This window comes from Prevotella herbatica (assembly GCF_017347605.1).
GTDB classification, from domain to species: domain Bacteria; phylum Bacteroidota; class Bacteroidia; order Bacteroidales; family Bacteroidaceae; genus Prevotella; species Prevotella herbatica.
The window spans coordinates 903,458-923,631 of the sequence record NZ_AP024484.1 but is presented as its reverse complement, the minus strand read 5'-3'; the positions used below and the strand labels follow the sequence as shown (position 1 = coordinate 923,631).

The window sequence follows — 20,174 nt, the reverse complement described above, 5'->3', positions numbered from 1 at the left end:
AAGAATCAGTATGATAAAAAATAAATATAACAGTATTGTACTACTTGGTCTTGCAGCACTCACGTTGAGTGGCTGTAAGAGCTTGTATGGAAAGTATGAGCGTCCAGATATAAACACAAGTGCCATCATGCGAGATGCCGTGTCTGACAGTGATTCTCTCGCTGCTCGTGACACAACAAGTTTCGCAAATATTCCTTGGCGCAGTGTGTTTACTGATTCGCATCTGCAATCATTGATAGAGACAGGTCTGGCTCACAATACCAACCTTCTTAATGCAGCTTTGAACGTTCAGATGGCAGAGGCTCAGTTAAAGTCTGCAAAATTAGCATTCCTACCTTCTTTTACATTCTCTCCACAGGGAACTATTTCTTCATGGGATGGTGGAAAGGCTACTAAAATTTACAGTTTGCCAATAAATGCAAGTTGGAGTGCTGACCTCTTTGGAAACCTATTGTCGTCTAAGCGTTCTGCTCAGGTAGCTCTACTTCAGAGCAAAGATTATCAGGTGTCAGTGCAAACTAACCTCATTGCCAATATCGCCAATATGTATTATTCACTTCTTATGCTTGACAAGCAACTCGAAATTGTCAACGACATGGAAGGACTTACAAAGAATACTTGGGATATAATGAAATTGCAGAAGAATTCTGTGATTGGTGTCCGTTCTACAGCAGTACAGAGGGCAGAATCTAATTACTATTCTGTTCTTACTCAAAAAACTGACATTAAGCGACAGATTCGTGAAACCGAGAATTCTTTGTCTTTACTTTTAGGACAACAGGTTCAGAGTATAAGCCGAGGAAAAATTGACGAACAGAGTCTTCCTGCAAACTTCTCTACTGGAATTGGAGTACAGTTGCTTAACAACCGTGCTGATGTTCATTCTGCTGAGATGAAACTTGCTCAATGTTTCTATAATATAGAGACAGCACGAAGTCGTTTTTATCCAGCATTAAATATCAATGCTAGCGGAGCATTCACTAATAATAGTGGTATGGGAATCGTAAATCCAGGTAATTTGTTGCTCACAGCTGTGGGGTCTCTTACTCAGCCTATATTCCAAAATGGTAAGCTCGTTGCTGGTTTAAAGGTAGCAAAGGCTCAATATCAGCAAGCATATAATACATGGCAGAATTCTATTCTTACAGCAGGTAGTGAAGTTAGTAATGCACTCGTACTTTATAACTCTTCTGCCGAGAAATCAACAATTGAGTCAAAGCAGATTGAAGTCTTAAAACAGAATGTTGAGGATACGAAGTCTCTTATGGCAAGTGCTGGAAGTACGTATCTAGAAGTTATAACGGCACAGAGTAGTCTGCTCAATGTAGAATTGTCAAAAGTTGCCGATGATTTTTATAAGATGCAGGCTGTTGTGAATCTGTATTATGCTCTTGGCGGTGGTGCTAAATAGCAGCATACGGATTAGCGTTGGATAAAAGAGTAATAACACAACCAGATATACCCCGTAGTAAATCTGGACATCTTCTTTCGGGAAGATTAGGGGTGGTAATATTATGAGTGAAATAAGTCCACGTGCAGAAGTATCTCCGAAAGCAAAGATTGGAGAAAACTGCAAGATATATCCATTTGCGTATATTGAGGATGATGTGGTGATAGGTGATGACTGTATTGTCTTTCCTTTCACTAGTATTCTTAACGGTACAAGAATGGGTAAGGGTAATAAAGTATTTCAAGGTGCAGTATTGGGCGCTCTCCCACAGGATTTCAATTTCCTTGGGGAGGATAGTCAGCTTATTATTGGTGATAACAATATTATACGTGAGAATGTAGTCGTAAATCGTGCTACACATAAGGGATCAAGTACCGTTATAGGTAATAAAAACTTCCTTATGGAGGGTGCACATATTTCTCATGATACCAAGGTTGGAGATAATTGTGTTCTTGGTTATGGTACAAAGATAGCTGGTGATTGCATTATTGGAAATGGAGTGATCTTCAGTTCTAGTGTAATCGAGAATGCAAAGACACGTGTCGGTGATTACTCAATGATTCAGGCTGGTACCGCATTCTCTAAGGATGTCCCTCCCTATATCATTGCAGGCGGAAAGCCTGTGACTTATGGTGGTCCAAATACCACTATGATGAATGTGTATAATATCGATAAGAAAATACAAAAACATATTGCCAATGCCTATCGTCTTGTCTTTCATGGACAGACAAGTATCTTTGACGCTGTAATTCAGATAACCGAACAGGTTCCTGATAGTGCTGAGATACGCAACATCGTTAGTTTTATAAAGGCTACGAAATTGGGAATAATCAGTAAAATGTAATTCATACCTATACATTTTTCCCTATAATTAGGTTGAAGGGTTTGCCGTGAGGTAAGCCCTTCTTTTTATTTGATGTTATGTATTTGTCTTTTTTATCGACAAATATATTTTTATTTACATAGATTTTATCTATTATTTGTTATTTGTGATTCATTAGAAAAAGTATGTGTAACAAATAGATTATTATTCTTATCGCTTTTTTTGTTACTTTTGCAGCTAATAATAATTAATGTATATGATTAACTTGCAACATTAAAAAATGTTTATGGGGGATCATCTTTCATCATGGCTGCGGAATCGCATAACGCTATCTTTAAGTTAACTACAAAGCTAAAATCTTATTCATAGGCGTTCTCATAAATATTTGTTAGGTGTATAAGTAAATTGGATTAGAAAAGTTGTTAGATGTATAGATATTTAAGATAAGGGTGGAGTATAAAGTGAGCGCAAAAATTACGGCCAAATAATGATAATCTAAAATGAAGAAATTGCTAAATTTGCTATTTTTATTATTCCCGATTATGTCATTGGCACAATCAGGAAAAGTATTTACTGTAGAAAAAGATCTGTCAAATAGCAACATTAGCTTGGTTTATCAAGATAAATCAGGTTTTATATGGATAGGTACTGATGATGGACTAAACTGCTATGATGGTGCGAAGTTTAGAAAACTAAAACACATGTTAGGTGTAATAAATTCATTAGTTGATAATCGTATATTATCTTTGGTTGAATTACAGAAAGGAAAGATAGCTATAGGGACAGCACGTGGCTTACAGATATATGACAAGGCAACTGAAACATTTCAACATGTGGCTTTTGGATTTAAGAACGAAAAAAGTATGGGGGCTTACGTGACATCTATTTTGGTAAGAAGGAATGGTGATATATTAGTAGGAACTTCTGGACATGGCATTTATTCACTTGTTGCCAATGGCGAAACATACTCATTACATAAGTCAAAATATAATATCAAGGCTATATATGTTAATACGATGTTTGAAGACAGAAATCATGATTTATGGCTTGCTACTTCAGATAAAGGGTTAATAAATATTTCGCATGGTAAAATAAGTTATGATTATCAAGTTTTGGGTTATGACAGATACATTAATATAAGTAACCTCTATCAAGACTCACGAGGCAATATTTATATTGCAAGTACTGATTTTGGCTTAGCAAAGTTAAATAAAAAGGCACGATGTTTTGTCGTTCCAGAAAAATGGAATAACAGAATACCAGTGTTCTGTATGTTGCAAATTGATGACAGACATTTATATATTGGAACTATAGGAAGGGGAGTGCTAGTTTATGATATTTCTAGTGGAGATGTCGCTAACAGTAAGATAAAGTTTAATACTTTTGATTTTGGAACATCCGAGGTGCATTCTATTCTTAAAGATGTGTATGGCAATCTTTGGATAGGCGCAAGTGGTACAGGCGTTGTATTGTTGCCTAAGGAATGTCGACAGTTCAAATACATCGGGTCACGCTCAATAAACAATGACAAGATAGGTTTCAATCGCATTATCTCGATATTTAAAGATAATGCTTCAAATCTTTGGTTAGGTACAGCCAACGATGGATTATATAAGGTTTCTAATAAAGGTGTTTCTACTCATTATGAAGGTGGACATTCTGCAGGTATGCTGCCTCCTTTTGTCAGTGGAATATTACAGGATTCTAATCATTCTTATTGGGTGGTATCGCTTGTTGACGGACTTTTCCGTTTTGATCCTTCTAGTGGAAAATGCATCAATATACCTACATTTTATCAAGGTAAAAAGATGAAGGGCGTAACGTCTATAGTTGAAGATGATCATAAAAATTTATGGATAGGTGTAATGGGAGGTGGATTGTTTCGTTGGGATATGCGTAGAAACAAACTATTTGCTGTAAGATGTCTTAACGGAAAAAAAGAGAATAATGTAAACGACAATGCACTTCATTCACGTTGGGTATCAACACTAAAATATTATAATGGAAAATTATATATTGGTACATGTGACGGATTAGGATGCCTCGATTTGAAAACTGATAATTTTGTAAATACATTCAAACAGAATCGTATATTGCCGGGTGTTATAGTATATGTGATTCATGAAGACAAACAAGGTTCTATATGGATAGGAACAACTGACGGTCTTATTCGTCTTAACAAGAGAAATGGTAAATGTAGAATGTATACAATGTGCAACGGGTTGCCGAGCGATGCTATTTGTGATATTCAGGATGACCGAAAAGATGGACTCTGGATAAGTACTGATTATGGTTTATCTCATTTTAATTCAACAACAAATAAGTTTGTAAACTTCTATTCAAATGATGGTCTGCAAAGCAACGAGTTTGGTAGAAACTCTTCGTTTGCTGATAGTAAGGGTAATGTTTATTTTGGTGGATCTGGTGGCGTGACGTATTTTAACGTAAACACATTGAAACTGCAGGCAAAGAAACCAGAAATAAAACTGGTGGATTTCTATATTAACGATAAATCAGTTTGTGTTGGTATGAAGTCGGGGAGTTATTCTATAACAGAAAAGGCTGTATATGAATCAGATAGATTTGATTTGGCATATAATGATAATAACATAACTATCGAATTGTCGGCGATGGACTTCTATAACGCAGAGAGAATTTCGTATGCATATTCTATTAATGGTGGTCCTTGGAATATACAAAGGGCTGGCGTAAATCGTGTTACCTTCAATAATATGAGCCCAGGTAAGTATCATTTCTGCATAAAGTCTATAGATGGAGATACTTCGTCAGACATAAAAAATCTAACGATAGTGATTCATTACCCGTGGTATGCATCGTGGTGGGCTGTAATCTTATATGTTATAATATTGCTCGTTGTAGTAAAGAAGTGGTGGGCTTTCAAGAAAGAAAATCAGCAGAAGCAACATGAATTGACTGAAAGGCAACAGGCTGAAAAAATAAATGAAGCAAAATTGCAGTTCTTTATAAATATCTCTCATGAGATAAGAACTCCAATGTCGTTGATAATAAGTCCTTTGCAACAGCTTATGTCTTTTGATAAAGATGAGGGCAGGCAGAAAAATTATAACATTATCAATAGAAATGCGCAGCGCATATTGGGGCTTATCAACCAATTGATGGACATAAGAAAGATTGATAAGGGGCAGATGACACTGATGTTTAGTGAGAATGATGTCATCAGCCTTATTAATAACGTTTGTGGTGACTTTGAACAACTAATGAAAATTAAAAATATATCATTAGATTTTCATCATGAGATGGAATCCTTAAATCTGTGGGTTGATCGTAGTAATTTCGATAAGATAATAATAAATATTCTTTCAAATGCAATGAAGTTCACTCCTGTAAACGGTAATATATCAATCACTGTCGAGAAGACGGATATAGCAGAAATAACAATCTCCGATAGTGGATCTAAAATTGATGAAAAGGATATAGAAAGAATATTCGGACGTTTCTATCAGATAAGAAATAGTCATAATAATTCAAACGTTGGAACAGGTATAGGTCTGCATCTTACTCGTTCCCTAGTAGAATTACATCATGGTGATATACATGCAGAGAACAATACCAATGGGCTTGGATGCAAGTTTATCATACATTTACCTTTAGGAAACAAGCATCTTCGTAAGGATGAAATAGACGAGACAAATATTCAGCAGCAAGAAAAGGTGAAATACAAAGTGCCCGAAGTGATAGTTGAGAATAACATAATTAGGCGAAAGACTAAACATTATATTCTTGTAGTTGAAGATGACGAAGACATAAGAAAGTATATCTGTGATCAGTTACGACCAGAATTTAATACTAGAGAGAGTGAAGATGGTAAAGATGCTTATCAAAAAATTCTTGATAAAAAGCCTGATCTAATTATAAGTGATGTTATGATGCCTGAAATGAACGGATTTGAATTGTGCAGGAAAATTAGACAGAATCCTAATATCAACTCTGTGCCAGTTATTCTTCTTACAGCTAAGACAACAGTTGATGATAATCTGGAAGGACTTGAACTTGGTGCTGATGCTTATATCACAAAACCGTTTAATATGATCATATTAAGAAAAACGGTGGAAAATTTGGTGAACGGTAGGGAAGTCTTGCGAAATGCTTATACTGGCAAACAGGAACAACTTGATAAGATAACAAAGTTGGAGGCTAAATCTCCTGATGATAGACTCATGGACCGTATAATGAAGGTTATTAATAGCAATATAAGTAATCCTGAATTGAATGTAGAAATGATTACTCAAGAAGTTGGTATAAGCAGAGTTCACCTTTATCGCAAGATGAAAGAATTAACTAATCAGTCTATGCGTGATTTCATACGAAATGTGAGATTGAAGCAGGCTGCAACTTTGTTAAGTGAGAAAAAGTATTCTGTATCTGAGGTTGTAGAGATGACTGGTTTTACAAGGGTTTCCAATTTCTCTACTTTGTTTAAGAATATGTATGGTATGTCTCCGCTAGCGTATAGGGATGCAAAGCATACGGGTACTAATAAATGTAAAGAATAAAATAAGTTATCATTGTTATTACACGAGTTGACAGAATTAGATGATTTGGTATTAACTTTTTCCATATAGAACCGGAATTTTTATATCGTAGAAACGCAAACGTTTGATTGTAGAAATGAAATTTCATGTTTTTAAAGTGCTTTCCTTCTACAGCAAAAAGCGTGATCTTATTTATTACTCATTTAGTTAGTAAGGTCTAATTGTAGTGCTTAGCTAGTTTTCATTTATTAATTATTAAAGTAATCCCTCCTTATGGTTTTTAAAAAAGATAACGTCGACTTGTCTTACCTTTGTGTAGCAATCTGTTAGAGCGTTTTTAGCAATAAGTGAGGTGTCAACGCAAAGACGGAATTTTAAGCGTTTTATCGATGAAATGCAAAATAAGATATGATTCAAAGGTGATTTTCACTGTACAAAAACATGTGTTTTTACACAAAAAAGAGATAAATCTGGAATTTAAATTGATTTTGTTATTCAAAAATTGATGATATTTAACGCAACACTTGGTTTCAGGCTAAATTACTATCTAAGTTGCTGATAGTCAGTTTGTCACCATATTGATACTTGTCTTTTGAGAATTCACTAGTGCGCGCGTACATAATATATAATATTTTTGTGTTTCAATATTTTTTTTAATATGGTACGTATTTAGAAGTCTATGTAACATTCATTCTTGTTTTACATTAATACAAATTATATATTTGCTGGGTCAATTTAATAATTTAATCTAAATAATCAGTAAAAATGAAAAATGGAAATTCTTTGATTTTATTTCTATGTCTTGCAGCATGCTCCTGTACAGATAAGGAATTCATTGAGACAAATCCCACAGTACCGAATAAATACGATTCAGGTATGGGAATGTCAGTTGATTGTCTTAAACCAACATTTGGCATTATTGATGAACCATTTGTGGTGGAAGGTAATTTTAAAGGTCCTGTTGATAGTATGAAAGTTTATTTTAACTATTATACTAATAAAAGCGACCCATCAACATTAATTAGTAAAAGAGCGGTCCTTGTTGCAACGGATGGAAAAACCATACTAGGTGTAATTCCGAAGCAAATGGCGGGTAGAAATCAAGTATCAATAGTTGTTGGAAAAGATAGTATTGCCCCAAAAGGAATGCTGTTTAAGTACAATCAGAGAAAGTCTGTAAAGACACTGTGTGGTGATTTTGGAAGTTCATCTTATGCCGATGGTGATTTCACTGCAGCGAGATTTAAAGAAGTATCAAACATCGCATGTGTCAAAGGTACCAAAGGTGATAATGTTATTGCGGTTGAGTCTTGGTGGAACAATCGCGTAAGTCTTATTTCAAATGATGATAATAAAGTTATTACATTGGGACAGACTGGTAGTTACGGAACTCCAATTGTAGACAACACTCGCGAGAAATTCTATCTCTTATCGCATTGGTCTGAAGATCGTACAATAAAGTCATATTCACGTTCAGACAGTTGGGCTGAAAAATCAACAGGAATTGTTATTCAGAAAAGCGATATGCCAGGACAGATATGGTCTGGAGCTTTTACGGAGAAGGACAATAGATATTTATATCTTATGGATACACAAGCTCACTTCTGTCAGGTGGATTTGGACAATATGACTTATAAGATGATAAAATTGACAGGTGATCTTCCAAATCAGGATGAGGACAGAAGTCAAATGATTTATAGCAAATATCATAAATGCTTCTTTGCATCTTTTTATAAGATGAGTGGTATATATAAAGTATATCAGGCTTCTGATGGTAGTTGGCGTATGGAGAAATATGCAGGCTTCAATGGAAATGGTTCTGCAACAGGACATCGCTTGCAAGATGCACAGTTTATCGAGCCTTATGGAATGGCTTGTACATCTGATGGTGAGTTATATGTAATTAATCGTGGAGGTAGCTTTATCAATAAGGTTGTTGGTGACCAAGTGGAAATCGTTGCCGGTAAACCAGGTAATAGTGGTCAGGTAAATTCTGATACAGAACCTACCGATGCACGTTTTAATTCTCCTCAGGATATAGCAGTTGACAGTGAAGATAATTTCTATATTGCTGGTGGATGGGATCGTACAGTAAGAAAGATGTCTATTGAGTGAAAGAATAATATCATCTAAAACATATAAAAAATAAAGTCTATGAAAAAACTATTGTTTATAATAGTGTTGTTGTTGTCGTGTGTCTGTACAATGTCTGCACAGTCTGTTGTGGCTCTGGCAGGACAGGTGATGACAAAGGATGGAGAACCCGTGATTGGTGCCACTGTTCAAGTGAAGGGACAGCCTGGTACGGGAGTCATTACTGATGCCGACGGACATTTCAGATTGAATAATTTGAAGACAGGTCAAACTGTTACTTTTTCATATATAGGTTATGTCACAATTAATATATCTGTAAAGAAAAATGATGAAAGAATGCGCGTGGTGTTGAGTGAAGATGTGAAAAGTACAGATGAGGTTGTTGTTGTCGGTCAGGGAACACAGCGCAAGATCTCTGTCGTAGGAGCTATAACTACCGTATCAACAAAAGATCTTACTACCCCAGCCACATCTGTTGCTAACATGCTTGGTGGGCGTGTTCCTGGTATTATCTCTGTCTTGAGAACTGGTGAGCCAGGAAATGATTTTTCACAATTCTGGATCAGAGGTATCAGTACATTCGGTGCTAATGCAGGTGCTTTAGTGCTAATAGATGGTGTTGAAGGAAATATCAATGATTTGGATCCTGAAGATATAGAGAGTTTTTCTGTGTTAAAGGATGCTTCAGCTACGGCTGTTTATGGTACACGTGGTGCAAATGGTGTAATTATAGTTACGACCAAGAAAGGCTCTGCTGGAAAATTAAGTATAAATGCGAAGGCAAATGTAGGCTACTCTTATTCTCCAAGAATGCCTGAATATCTAAGAGCTTATGATTACGCAAGACTAGCAAATGAGGCTGCAGCGTCAAGAGAGATGGACCCTATATTTAATGATGTGGATTTAGCTTTGTTTAAAAATGGACTTGATCCAGACTTGCATCCAGACGTAGATTGGCATAATACTATTTTAAGAGACCACTCTTGGAATCAGCAGGCCCACTTAAGTGCTTCTGGTGGTGGACAAGTAGCTCGTTATTATATGAGTTTAGGCTTTATCAACAAGGAGGCGTTGATGAAACAGGCAAAAGGTGTGAATCCATATAGCACAAACGTGAATTATCGTCAGTATAATTTCCGAGCTAATGTAGATGTAAACATGACTAAGTCTACTATCCTTAATCTAGGATTGGAAACAACAATCGTGACACAGAACTACCCTGGATATGGAAATAGCACAGATGCTTTGTGGCAGGCTGCTTCAAATCTTACTCCAATAACAGTTCCTTTGCGTTATTCTTCTGGTGAATATCCTGCTTACGGTTCAGATAACAATCAGATCAGTCCTTATGTGCTTCTTAATCTAACGGGTTATCGTAATACTTACAGAAACAATACAAAGATAAGGGTATCTATAGACCAGGACTTGAGCAAGATAACAAAAGGTTTGAAGGCTTCTGTGTTGTTTAACTTTGACGCAAATTCTAATATCAACGAGAGTAGAACAAAATGGCCTACTTTGTATTATGCTTCTCAGCGTAAACGTGATGGTTCACTTGATTTGATTAAGAAGAGAGATTATCAATCACAGGCATATGGCAATAGCGTTGGTGCCGATAAAAAATATTATTTCGAGGCACATCTTAATTATGACCGTGTATTTGGTCAGGACCATCGTACTTCTGGTTTGATACACTTCTATTGTGAAGATTATACTAATTCTGCAAACACAACTCTTCTTACAGCCATTCCTAAAAGATATGTGGCTTTGTCATCACGTCTCACATATTCATATAAGGATACATACTTCTCTGAGTTCAACTTAGGATATACTGGTTCTGAGGCTTTTGAGAAAGGACATCGTTTTGGCTTGTTCCCTGCTATATCTGGTGGTTGGATTCCTACTCAGTATGAATTTGTAAAGAAGGCTTTGCCATTTTTAAGTTATTTGAAATTTAGAGGTTCTTATGGTATCGTTGGTAACGACCGTGTAAGTGGCAGTACTCGTTTCCCATATCTTTATTTAATGGGCACAGGAGGTTCTGGTCCATGGAATGCAGGAACTGGTTTGACAGAAACACAGATCGGCTCTAACAACTTGAGATGGGAGAAAGCCACAAAGGTTAATCTAGGTGTAGACTTGAAGATGTTTAATGAGAAGTTTGATATGACAGTAGACTTCTTCCGTGATGTTCGTTCTGGAATTTATCAGCAGCGTGCAAGCACTCCTGCCGAAATGGGTTTGCCTTCTCTTCCTTGGGCAAACGTTGGTGAGATGAAGAGCTGGGGTATAGATGGTCACATGTCGTATAAGCAAGATCTTGGACGTGACACATATCTTGTATTGCGTGCAAACTTTACACAGTCTAAAAATAAGGTTACTAACTGGGAAGAGACAATAAAGAAGTATCCTTATCAGAGATGGACAGGAGTCCCTTATGGTATTCCCCGTGGACTTATTGCATTGGGCTTGTTCAAGGATGACCAAGAAATCAGTGAAAGTCCAAGACAGCAATTTGAAAGTGTTGTTCGTCCAGGTGATATAAAGTATAAAGATGTCAATGGTGACGGTGTTATTAACAGTGATGATATTGTTCCTCTTAAATATAGTTCTGTACCTCAGATACAATATGGTTTTGCACAGGAATTCAATTATAAGCATTGGAATGTGAGTGTTTTGTTTGAAGGTGTTGCAAGAGTGAATTATATGGTTGGTGGTACTGGTTACATTCCATTCATAAATAAAGAGACTGGTAATATACTTACAATAGTTGGCGACCAGAGAAACAGATGGACATCACGTGATATATCAGGTGACCCTGCTACAGAGAATCCAAATGCCAAATTCCCTAGACTCTCTTATGGTGCAAATAATAACAATGACCAATCTTCAACATTCTGGCTTAGAGACGGTAGTTATCTGAGACTAAAATATATTCAGATTTCATATTTGCTTAAGAAACCTTGGATGCAGGCAATTGGTATGAACAGTGCTACAATAAGTTTGATAGGTGATAATCTTTGGATTTGGGATAAAGGTGATAAGATCTTCGACCCTGCACAAGCTAGTGGAAATGGTGCAACTTATCCACTTCAAAGAGTATTCTCATTGCAAGTAAATGTTTCATTCTAATAATAATCAAAAGCTATGAAATTAAAAAATAAAGTAATAAAGATATCTTGTGGTTTTATGGCTATCACTGGCATAGCTATAAACAGCTCTTGTGAGTCTTTTCTGGATATTGATAAATATATATACGACCAAGTTACTATCGATTCAGTATTCATTTCAAAGGACAGACTCACGCAGTATATTAACGGTTCATCTTCTTTCTTACCTGATGAATCAATGATTTGGTCTACCGATGCTTATTCTCCAAGTGGACTAGCCGCAGATGAAGCTATTGTACCTTGGGCTGACGGCAATCACAGAGGTGAGTATCTACTTATTGATGAAGTGACACCACGTGATACAAAGTTTAATCCATGGGAAAATTACTATAAAGGTATCAGAAAAGCCAATATACTTTTAAAGAGAATAAACGAATGTAAAGAACTCACTGATTATGAGTTGCGTGATTATATGGGACGTGCATATTTCTTAAGAGCTTATTTCTATTATCAGCTTATGAGACTTTACGGTCCTGTTCCTATTGAACCTGATGAGGCTTATGATTCCGATACACCAGCTAATGAAGCTTCTGTAGAGCGCTCTTCTTATGACGATTGTGTCAGATATGTAGTTGGAAACTTCACAAAGGCAGCCGATAATCTACCTTTAGAACGCGAGGTGGCTTTTCAGTATTTACCAACACGTGGTGCTGCGCTTGCACTGAAAGCTCGCGTGTTGCTTACTTGGGCAAGCCCTTTGTTTAATGGCAATACCTATTATGCTGATTGGAAGCGCACTGATGGGACTCCGTTTATCTCTCAACAGGAAGATAATACAAGATGGGGACAGGCTGCGGCAGTATATAAGCAGGTTATTGATCTGAATAAATACGCACTTAACACGGTGGAACGTACAGAGGGTAACTCTCACACCTCTGGAACTCTTGAATTACCATCAACGGTGTCACATTCTGATTTCCCTAATGGAGCAGGCAACATTGATCCATATAAGAGTTATAAATCGCTGTTTGATGGAACTGTCCAACCTGAGCATAATAAGGAGTTGATATATTTCTATACTCGTAATAATGGTAATGACGATTGGATCGTTTATCCTAATACACTCGGTGGTATTAATGGATATAGTGTTACTCAGGATATGATAAACTCTTATAGGATGGCTGATGGCAGACAGTTTAGCGAAGCTACTGATGATGAAAAGTCTTGGGAGGCTGTCGGTCAGGGTAAATCTTTCTCTGGAGAATATGTTCTGGCACCAGAAAGAGCTCATTGTGATGATAATCGTGAACCTCGCTTTTATGCGTCAATTGGTTTTAACTATTGTGTATGGCCTTGTTCTTCATACAGAGGAACTGAAAACTTCAAGAACTTTGTTTGTACGTATTATAAAGACGGTAATGCACAACCTACAGGCACTGTAAAGGTTGACTATAATCGTACTGGTTATACATCTCGTAAATGGGTAAATCAAGAGGATATTCGTAGCTGGCAGGGTGATGTGAAGGCTAAAACATATCCAATAGTGCGCTATGCCGAAGTCTTGTTGGGATATGTTGAGGCTATGAATGAATTGAAGTCTCCATATAAGGATCCTGACACAGGAAATACAATCTCTAGAGATGTATCTCAAATGGTTTATTATTTCAATCAGGTAAGATACCGCGCAGGTTTACCTGGAATTACTGATATTCAGGCTGCCGATTATGAAACAATGAAGGCTTTACTGAAACAGGAATATAGAGTAGAGTTTGCTTTTGAGGATCATCGTTATTATGATTTACGCAGATGGAAAGATGCTTATACTGAGTATAATAAACCAGTTACAGGTTTTGATGTCTCTGCTAAAATGGCAGAACGCAGACAATTTTATACTGTAAAAGTTTGGAATACAGAGAAAACTATGAAAAGAGTTTTTAAGAACAAGATGTATTTCTATCCAATAGATCAAGGTATATTGGAGCGTAACAAGAAATTAGTTCAGAATCCTGGATGGGAATAATTTGTGTACATTTTAATTTAGAAATAACAATGAAAAAAATATTATTCGTATTATTCGTGGCCGTAGTGACATTAACAAGTTGTGATTACGATTGGCCATTGGACAACGATCAATATCCGCAAAAAGTATATATTGTCGGTGCTCACGAGAAAATATTGTATAAGTCTCTTGATCTTTCTTATGATAAAGATACTGTTATCATGTCTTTGGGCGTGAGTGGTTCGCTTTCATTATCTAAGGATGTGATGGCTAGTATATGTCAAGATTCTGCTGCCGTAATAAGGTATAACGATAGAGAACTGTCAGCCGAAGGTAGACATTTTAATTTCCTTTCTAATGATATATATTCGATACCAGAGAAGAATATTACGGTAAAGGCTGGAAATGCTACAGGTAGGTTTTATATTTATGTAAATCCTAAGAGCTTGGAATGTGATTCCATGTATATGATGGGACTTCGCATAAAATCTACATCAGCCTATAATATTGCCGAGGGCGATACTACAGTTTTGGTTAGATTTAATCTGGCAAATAAGTATTCTGGACAGTATTATATGGATGGTATGATTAAGAACTTGAGTAATCCAAATGACTCTTTGAATTATGTAATGCCTCGTTATCTTTCTGCTATAGACGACGGAAAGACCATAAGAATGTTCCATTATCGTAATGAATGGAATGATGGAACGCCAAAGAATCAGGATTATCGTTCTTCTTATACTTTTAAGATAAAGGTTAACGATGATAATACTTTGTCTTTCTCTACATTTGATAAGTTTAATATTATAGATGGTGGCGGTGTTTATCATCCTGATATGAAAATATATGAATTGTGGTATGAATATGTAGACCCTTCAACAGGCGTTCACTGGAAAACGAAGGGATATTTATATAAGGAAAGAAAGACTTCTGATGAACTACGAATCGTAAAAGATTGGATAGAAGAACAAAGAAGTAAATGAGAATCAGTAGATTCTTTTTAATAAAATCTATATGAGCAAAAAGTTTATCTTTGTAATTATAGTTTGGGTTGTTTGGCATCTCTCCATAGGCGCTATGCCTGTGGAGAGAAATGCTTTTGCACGATTATTTGATAATGCACGCCTTTATTCAGAAACATGTCCTGCCGAAAAAGTATTTCTGCAATTTGATAATACTAGTTATTATCAGGGAGACTCAATATGGATAAAGGCGTATGTTGTGGATGTATCTAAGGATAGCTTGAGTCAAATAAGCAGACCTCTTTATATAGAATTGCTTGATCAGCTAGGAAATGTTGTTGATAGGCGAATCGTTAAACTATCTAATGGGGAAGGGACTTGCTGTATACCTTTGAGTAATGCTTTCTTTACAGGCTATTTTGAGGTTAGGGCTTTTACAAAATGGATGCTTGGATTTAATAATTCTTGTTTTTCAAAAGTTATACTAGTATATAATAAAAGGAAAAACCTTCAAGAGCCAAGAACAATTGCCAGTTATGGTTTGGATAATAGTATGAATAAACGTCCTATTGAGAAAGTTCCAAGTTTATTAATGCGTTTTTTCCCAGAAGGAGGACAACTGGTTAAAGGCATCCCTTCTATGGTCGCTTTTGAAACAGAAAGTAAAGATAGTGGACTTGTTGATATTAAAGGCATGTTATGTGATGAAAATGGTAAGGCTATGACCCCTATAACTTCATTACATAACGGAATAGGTAGTTTTATGTATTGTCCTGGTGATAAACTATCATACGTGCAGGTTGAATACAAAGGTAAAGAATACCAGTTTTTCCAACCAATGGCTGTTGATTCAGGTTATGTTATGCATGTTGATAACCGTGATAGCGTGCTCGAATTATCCGTATGCCGTAGATCTACTATACAAAATGAACCTATAGCATTGTTTGTCTTTTCAAAATCAGTACCTTTACTGTATCATGAGTTATATTTCAAGGACAATAATAGCATCAGTTTGCATATTAACACAAAAGGGCTTTCTGCTGGTGTTTGCCACGTGCTATTGGTAAACTCTACGGGAAAAGTAATCTGCGACCGTCCGTGTTTTATATATTCTTCAAAAAGAGTTAATAGTCTAATTTCTACTGATAAATCAATATATAAACCTTATGAAAAAATAACATGTAAATTGAAATTCACGGATGAAGACAATAAGCCTATTAGAAACGCTCGGTTGTCAATGTCTGTTAGGAATGATATTTTGTCTGATTATAAGGAATATGATAATGACGTTGCAACAGAATTTGCACTTACATCTGAATTAAGAGGATATGTAGAGTCGCCACATTATTACCTGATTGACAAAAATGTAAATAGAAGAAGACAATTAGACAATTTATTACTTGTTCGGGCTGTTGGAAAATATGATTATTCTTCAATATATAGTAGCAATAATTTACCAAAGTATAAGCCGGAAGATAGATTGGAACTTACAGGACAGGTGAAGTCTCTTTTCGGGAAATTACAAAAGAACCTGAATACTAGTTTTGTGTTGCGCAAAGATTCTAATTATTATGCTGGAATGATTACCACAGACTCAACTGGTAGTTTTAAAGTCCCGATAGATAATCTTGAAGGTGTGGCAGAAACATTCATACAAACGAAAAAAGATGGGAAGCAAAATAATCGTTGGGCAAACGTATTGCTATCCAGAAATTTTGCTCCAACTTTAAGAAGCTTTGATTTCCAAGAGACTCATCCTGTTTGGGACAATATACTAATTAATAAAAAGAGTATTATGGCTGTTGACTCTGTATATAATAAGTCTTTGGCTGATAATGCGATAATCCTCGATGATGTTGTTGTCTTAGGAAAGAAAAAACTAAATGTGAATAATTTCACAAAGATTTTCAACCGCAATCTTATAGGTTATTATGATGTAAGAAGATTCATAGATAATGAACGAGATGAAGGTCGAGAAATTATGGATGTACCTGATTTGCTTGAAAAGTTGAATGATAATATTCATGTAAACATATCGTATTATTCTGATGCAGATACTAGTGCCTATAATAGCAATCACTCTGATGCTATTACTTATAGGAATATGCCTATAACTTTTTATGTAAATGGTCAAAAAGTAGGCTTCCTTTTTATAAAAAATGATGTAGATAAGATTAAGTCATTATGTCTTTATAAGGATAATACTGGTAATAACGATGATGTTTATAATATTAGTGGAAATAATATGACGAGGAAACAGCAGACCGATTATTGGTCAGGAATAGAGTTGAATAATGAACATGACATTAACTCCATCAATGATGTTGTTATATGTTCAATAACTACAGATGAAGACTGGGATGCCGAACGAAAGAATGGAAGGACACGTGGTATTAGGCATACTTTTGTGCAGGGATATAGTGCACCTGTTGAGTTTCATTCGCCGCAATATGAACCAGAGAAGATAAATGCCTCCGATAAGCGCCGAACATTATATTGGAATCCGAATTTATGTACAGATAATAACGGAGAAGTAACCGTTGATTTGTATAATTCATCAAATACTTCCTCTGTTTTAATTGATGCTGTTCTTTATGATAAAAATGAGTTCTATAATGTTGGTTATGATAGCTATTCGCGGTATTTGTTTCATGAGGATAAATAAATGTAACATATAAATATCTATTGTGATGGCTTTTTTAGTTACATTTGTAAGCGCCTTATGAGAAATCGTAATGACAATATATTAATAACTAACTCGAGGTATTTAAAAAATATTGGTGTTAATGGCTGATGTATTGTATATAAATGTGTTTAAGAATATATCTTTCAATGAGGCTGTAGCTTATAAAGTATGAATGAAATAATATAGATTGGAATGAAATTTAAACTATTATTTTTTTTAGTATTATTATCTGTGAGTAATGTTTCTGCGGGTAATAAGCAAAAAGTCATAAAGCATAAGTCGTGGAGCGCAGACAATGGTAATGGAACATATACCAATCCTTTGTTTTATGATGAGTTTTCTGATCCTGACATAATTCGTGTTGGTAAGGATTATTATCTTGCTGGCACGACTATGCATTGCGTTCCAGGAATAGTCATATTGCATTCTACAGACTTGGTTAACTGGAAGTTTGCCTCATATTGTTTTGATCGTTTTGATAGAAGTTTTCCTGAGTTTAATCTTGATAAAGGAAAGACTGTTTACGGACAAGGAATATGGGCACCATGCATCCGTTATCATAATGGCAAGTTTTATGTGTTCTCTAATATAAACGGTCATGGACTTCATGTGTATATTGCTGATAACATAAATGGTCCGTGGACTCATAAACGTATTAACGGAGATATATATGACTTGTCTGTATTGTTTGATGATGATGGTAAAATATACGCAATACATAAGTATGGCAACGTAACTTGTACCCAGTTGAAACCTGATTTGAGCGGACCTGTTGAAGGTTCTGAGAGAATAATTATTCCAGAAGGTAATGCAATGGGAGAGGGGCACCATATATATAAAATAAATGGAATGTATTATATCATTTCTGCAGACTATTCTCCAATGGGTAGAATGCAGTGTGCAAGAAGCAAGAATATATTCGGACCTTATGAGACTTGTGTAATCAGTGCTCGTGAATCGTTTGGATATTCAGCTGCTTGGACAATTGGCAACGTAAGTTTAGGAAGTCCTATACCAGAGGAAGGTTTTAAGTTTACACAAAACAAACCGAATCCGACTGTTCTATCGGCTTCAACTATCCATCAGGGTGGTATTGTACAGGCTGAAGATGGTAAATGGTGGGGTATTTCTATGCAGGACTTCAATGCTGTGGGACGTACAACTTGTCTGTCACCAGTTACTTGGGTTGATGGATGGCCATATTTCGGTCTTGAAAAGAATTTGGGACGTAGTCCACGAACATGGTTCAAACCTAATAATTCTACTCCTTTACCAGAAGCACCTTATGATAGATGCGATGATTTTGAAGGTAAGACCTTGAAACCAATATGGCAATGGAATCATAATCCTGTTGAAAATAAGTGGTCGCTGTCAGAAAAGAAGGGCGTACTGAGATTGCATTCAATGTTTGCCAACCAACTGTTGTGGGCGAAGAATTCACTTACACAGCGTGCGATAGGACCGGTTAGTACGACATCTGTAAAGGTTGACCTATCAGGAATTAAAGACGGTGACAATTGTGGATTGGGAGTTATCAACGCTCCAAGTGCATTGTTGGGTATAGTAAAGTCAGCGGGTAAGATGTATATTCGTTGGTATGATCAGAATACGAATAAGGAAATAAAACAGCCGTTGACTAAAAGGACTGTTTGGTTAAGATTATGGGGTAATTATGATGAGAGCAAATTAAGATATTCTTATTCTCTTGACAATATAACATGGACAAATATTGGTGACACAATCATATCATCATATCAGATGCGTACATTTCAAGGAGTTCGCACAGCCCTTTATGCTTACAACACACAGGGAAACAATGGAGGATATGCTGACTTTGACGATTTCATTGTAGACGAACCTATGGCAGATCGTTCTGGTAATATTCCTTATGGCAAAACGATAAAGATATTCAATCTTGCTGATAATAATCCTGCTTATGCTATGCCTCATGGAATGTTGCACTCTACATGGCAAGGATCAAGTGATAGCAATGGAAGTCATTCACAGTTTGTCGTTGTTGACAAAGGCAACGGAAAGGTGAACTTGCAATGTGCAGACGGAAGATATGTGTATATTGCCGGAATCGGAATGTCGGGTGATGTAAGACTCATTGCTGACAAGAATCAAGCAGAAGATTTTGTTTGGCAGGATATGCTGGGTAATCAGTTTATGCTTCTGTCAATGAAGACGCAGCACTATCTGTGTAAGCATCCTGATGACGGAAGTCCTTATTCTGCAGATTGTCAAGGAGCTGATGCCGATCGAAAGAACGGTTGCGTATTAAAATATGAAATAGCAAAATAAAAAATATTTGTAACAGAATTTTCATCAACCGACAACTAATTCGGGAAGGTGACAACCATATTGGATTGAATGACAACCAATCAGGTAAGGTCAGACAACTTATTTAATAACAAATGTAAACCTATTCCGGCTAAAGACACTCTACTAGAAAAGTTTTTTTTAATGTCACTAATGTCACTTTGTCACAAACCCTTTGTTTATCGGGGTTTGGCGAGTGACATTAAGTGACATT

Annotated in this window: 9 protein-coding genes; all 9 read left to right on the top strand. The window is 36.1% G+C overall.

Features of this window, described 5'->3' with window-relative positions:
• The first annotated feature begins 10 nt into the window (after positions 1-10).
• The 9 genes from prwr041_RS03495 to prwr041_RS03455 all read left to right on the top strand — a co-directional run bounded on the left by prwr041_RS03495 (position 11) and on the right by prwr041_RS03455 (position 19,942).
• The gene (locus tag prwr041_RS03495; protein ID WP_207154981.1) at positions 11-1,411 is read left to right on the top strand and encodes an efflux transporter outer membrane subunit; all 1,401 of its coding nucleotides are present in this window, start codon (positions 11-13) and stop codon (positions 1,409-1,411) included.
• Between the two features lie 100 nt (positions 1,412-1,511).
• On the top strand, positions 1,512-2,294 hold the full coding sequence (gene lpxA / locus prwr041_RS03490) for an acyl-ACP--UDP-N-acetylglucosamine O-acyltransferase (RefSeq protein ID WP_207155567.1): 783 nt from the start codon (positions 1,512-1,514) through the stop codon (positions 2,292-2,294).
• 479 nt (positions 2,295-2,773) lie between these two features.
• Positions 2,774-6,808, top strand: coding sequence for a hybrid sensor histidine kinase/response regulator transcription factor (locus prwr041_RS03485; RefSeq protein WP_207154979.1), 4,035 nt, complete (start codon positions 2,774-2,776; stop codon positions 6,806-6,808).
• 744 nt (positions 6,809-7,552) lie between these two features.
• The gene (locus tag prwr041_RS03480; RefSeq protein ID WP_207154978.1) at positions 7,553-8,902 is read left to right on the top strand and encodes an NHL repeat-containing protein; all 1,350 of its coding nucleotides are present in this window, start codon (positions 7,553-7,555) and stop codon (positions 8,900-8,902) included.
• A gap of 39 nt (positions 8,903-8,941) precedes the next feature.
• Positions 8,942-12,013: a SusC/RagA family TonB-linked outer membrane protein gene (locus tag prwr041_RS03475; protein WP_207154977.1), complete on the top strand. Its 3,072-nt coding sequence runs from the start codon at positions 8,942-8,944 to the stop codon at positions 12,011-12,013.
• 15 nt (positions 12,014-12,028) lie between these two features.
• The gene (locus tag prwr041_RS03470) at positions 12,029-14,011 is read left to right on the top strand and encodes a RagB/SusD family nutrient uptake outer membrane protein (protein WP_207154976.1); all 1,983 of its coding nucleotides are present in this window, start codon (positions 12,029-12,031) and stop codon (positions 14,009-14,011) included.
• 29 nt (positions 14,012-14,040) lie between these two features.
• Positions 14,041-14,973, top strand: a complete 933-nt coding sequence (locus prwr041_RS03465) for a BT_3044 domain-containing protein (RefSeq protein WP_207154975.1) — start codon at positions 14,041-14,043, stop codon at positions 14,971-14,973.
• 31 nt (positions 14,974-15,004) lie between these two features.
• Complete coding sequence (locus prwr041_RS03460) at positions 15,005-17,617, top strand: hypothetical protein (protein ID WP_207154974.1); 2,613 nt, start codon at positions 15,005-15,007, stop codon at positions 17,615-17,617.
• 213 nt (positions 17,618-17,830) lie between these two features.
• Entirely contained in the window at positions 17,831-19,942 is a 2,112-nt protein-coding gene (locus prwr041_RS03455) for a glycoside hydrolase family 43 protein (RefSeq protein WP_237072296.1), read from the top strand.
• Positions 19,943-20,174 lie beyond the last annotated feature (232 nt).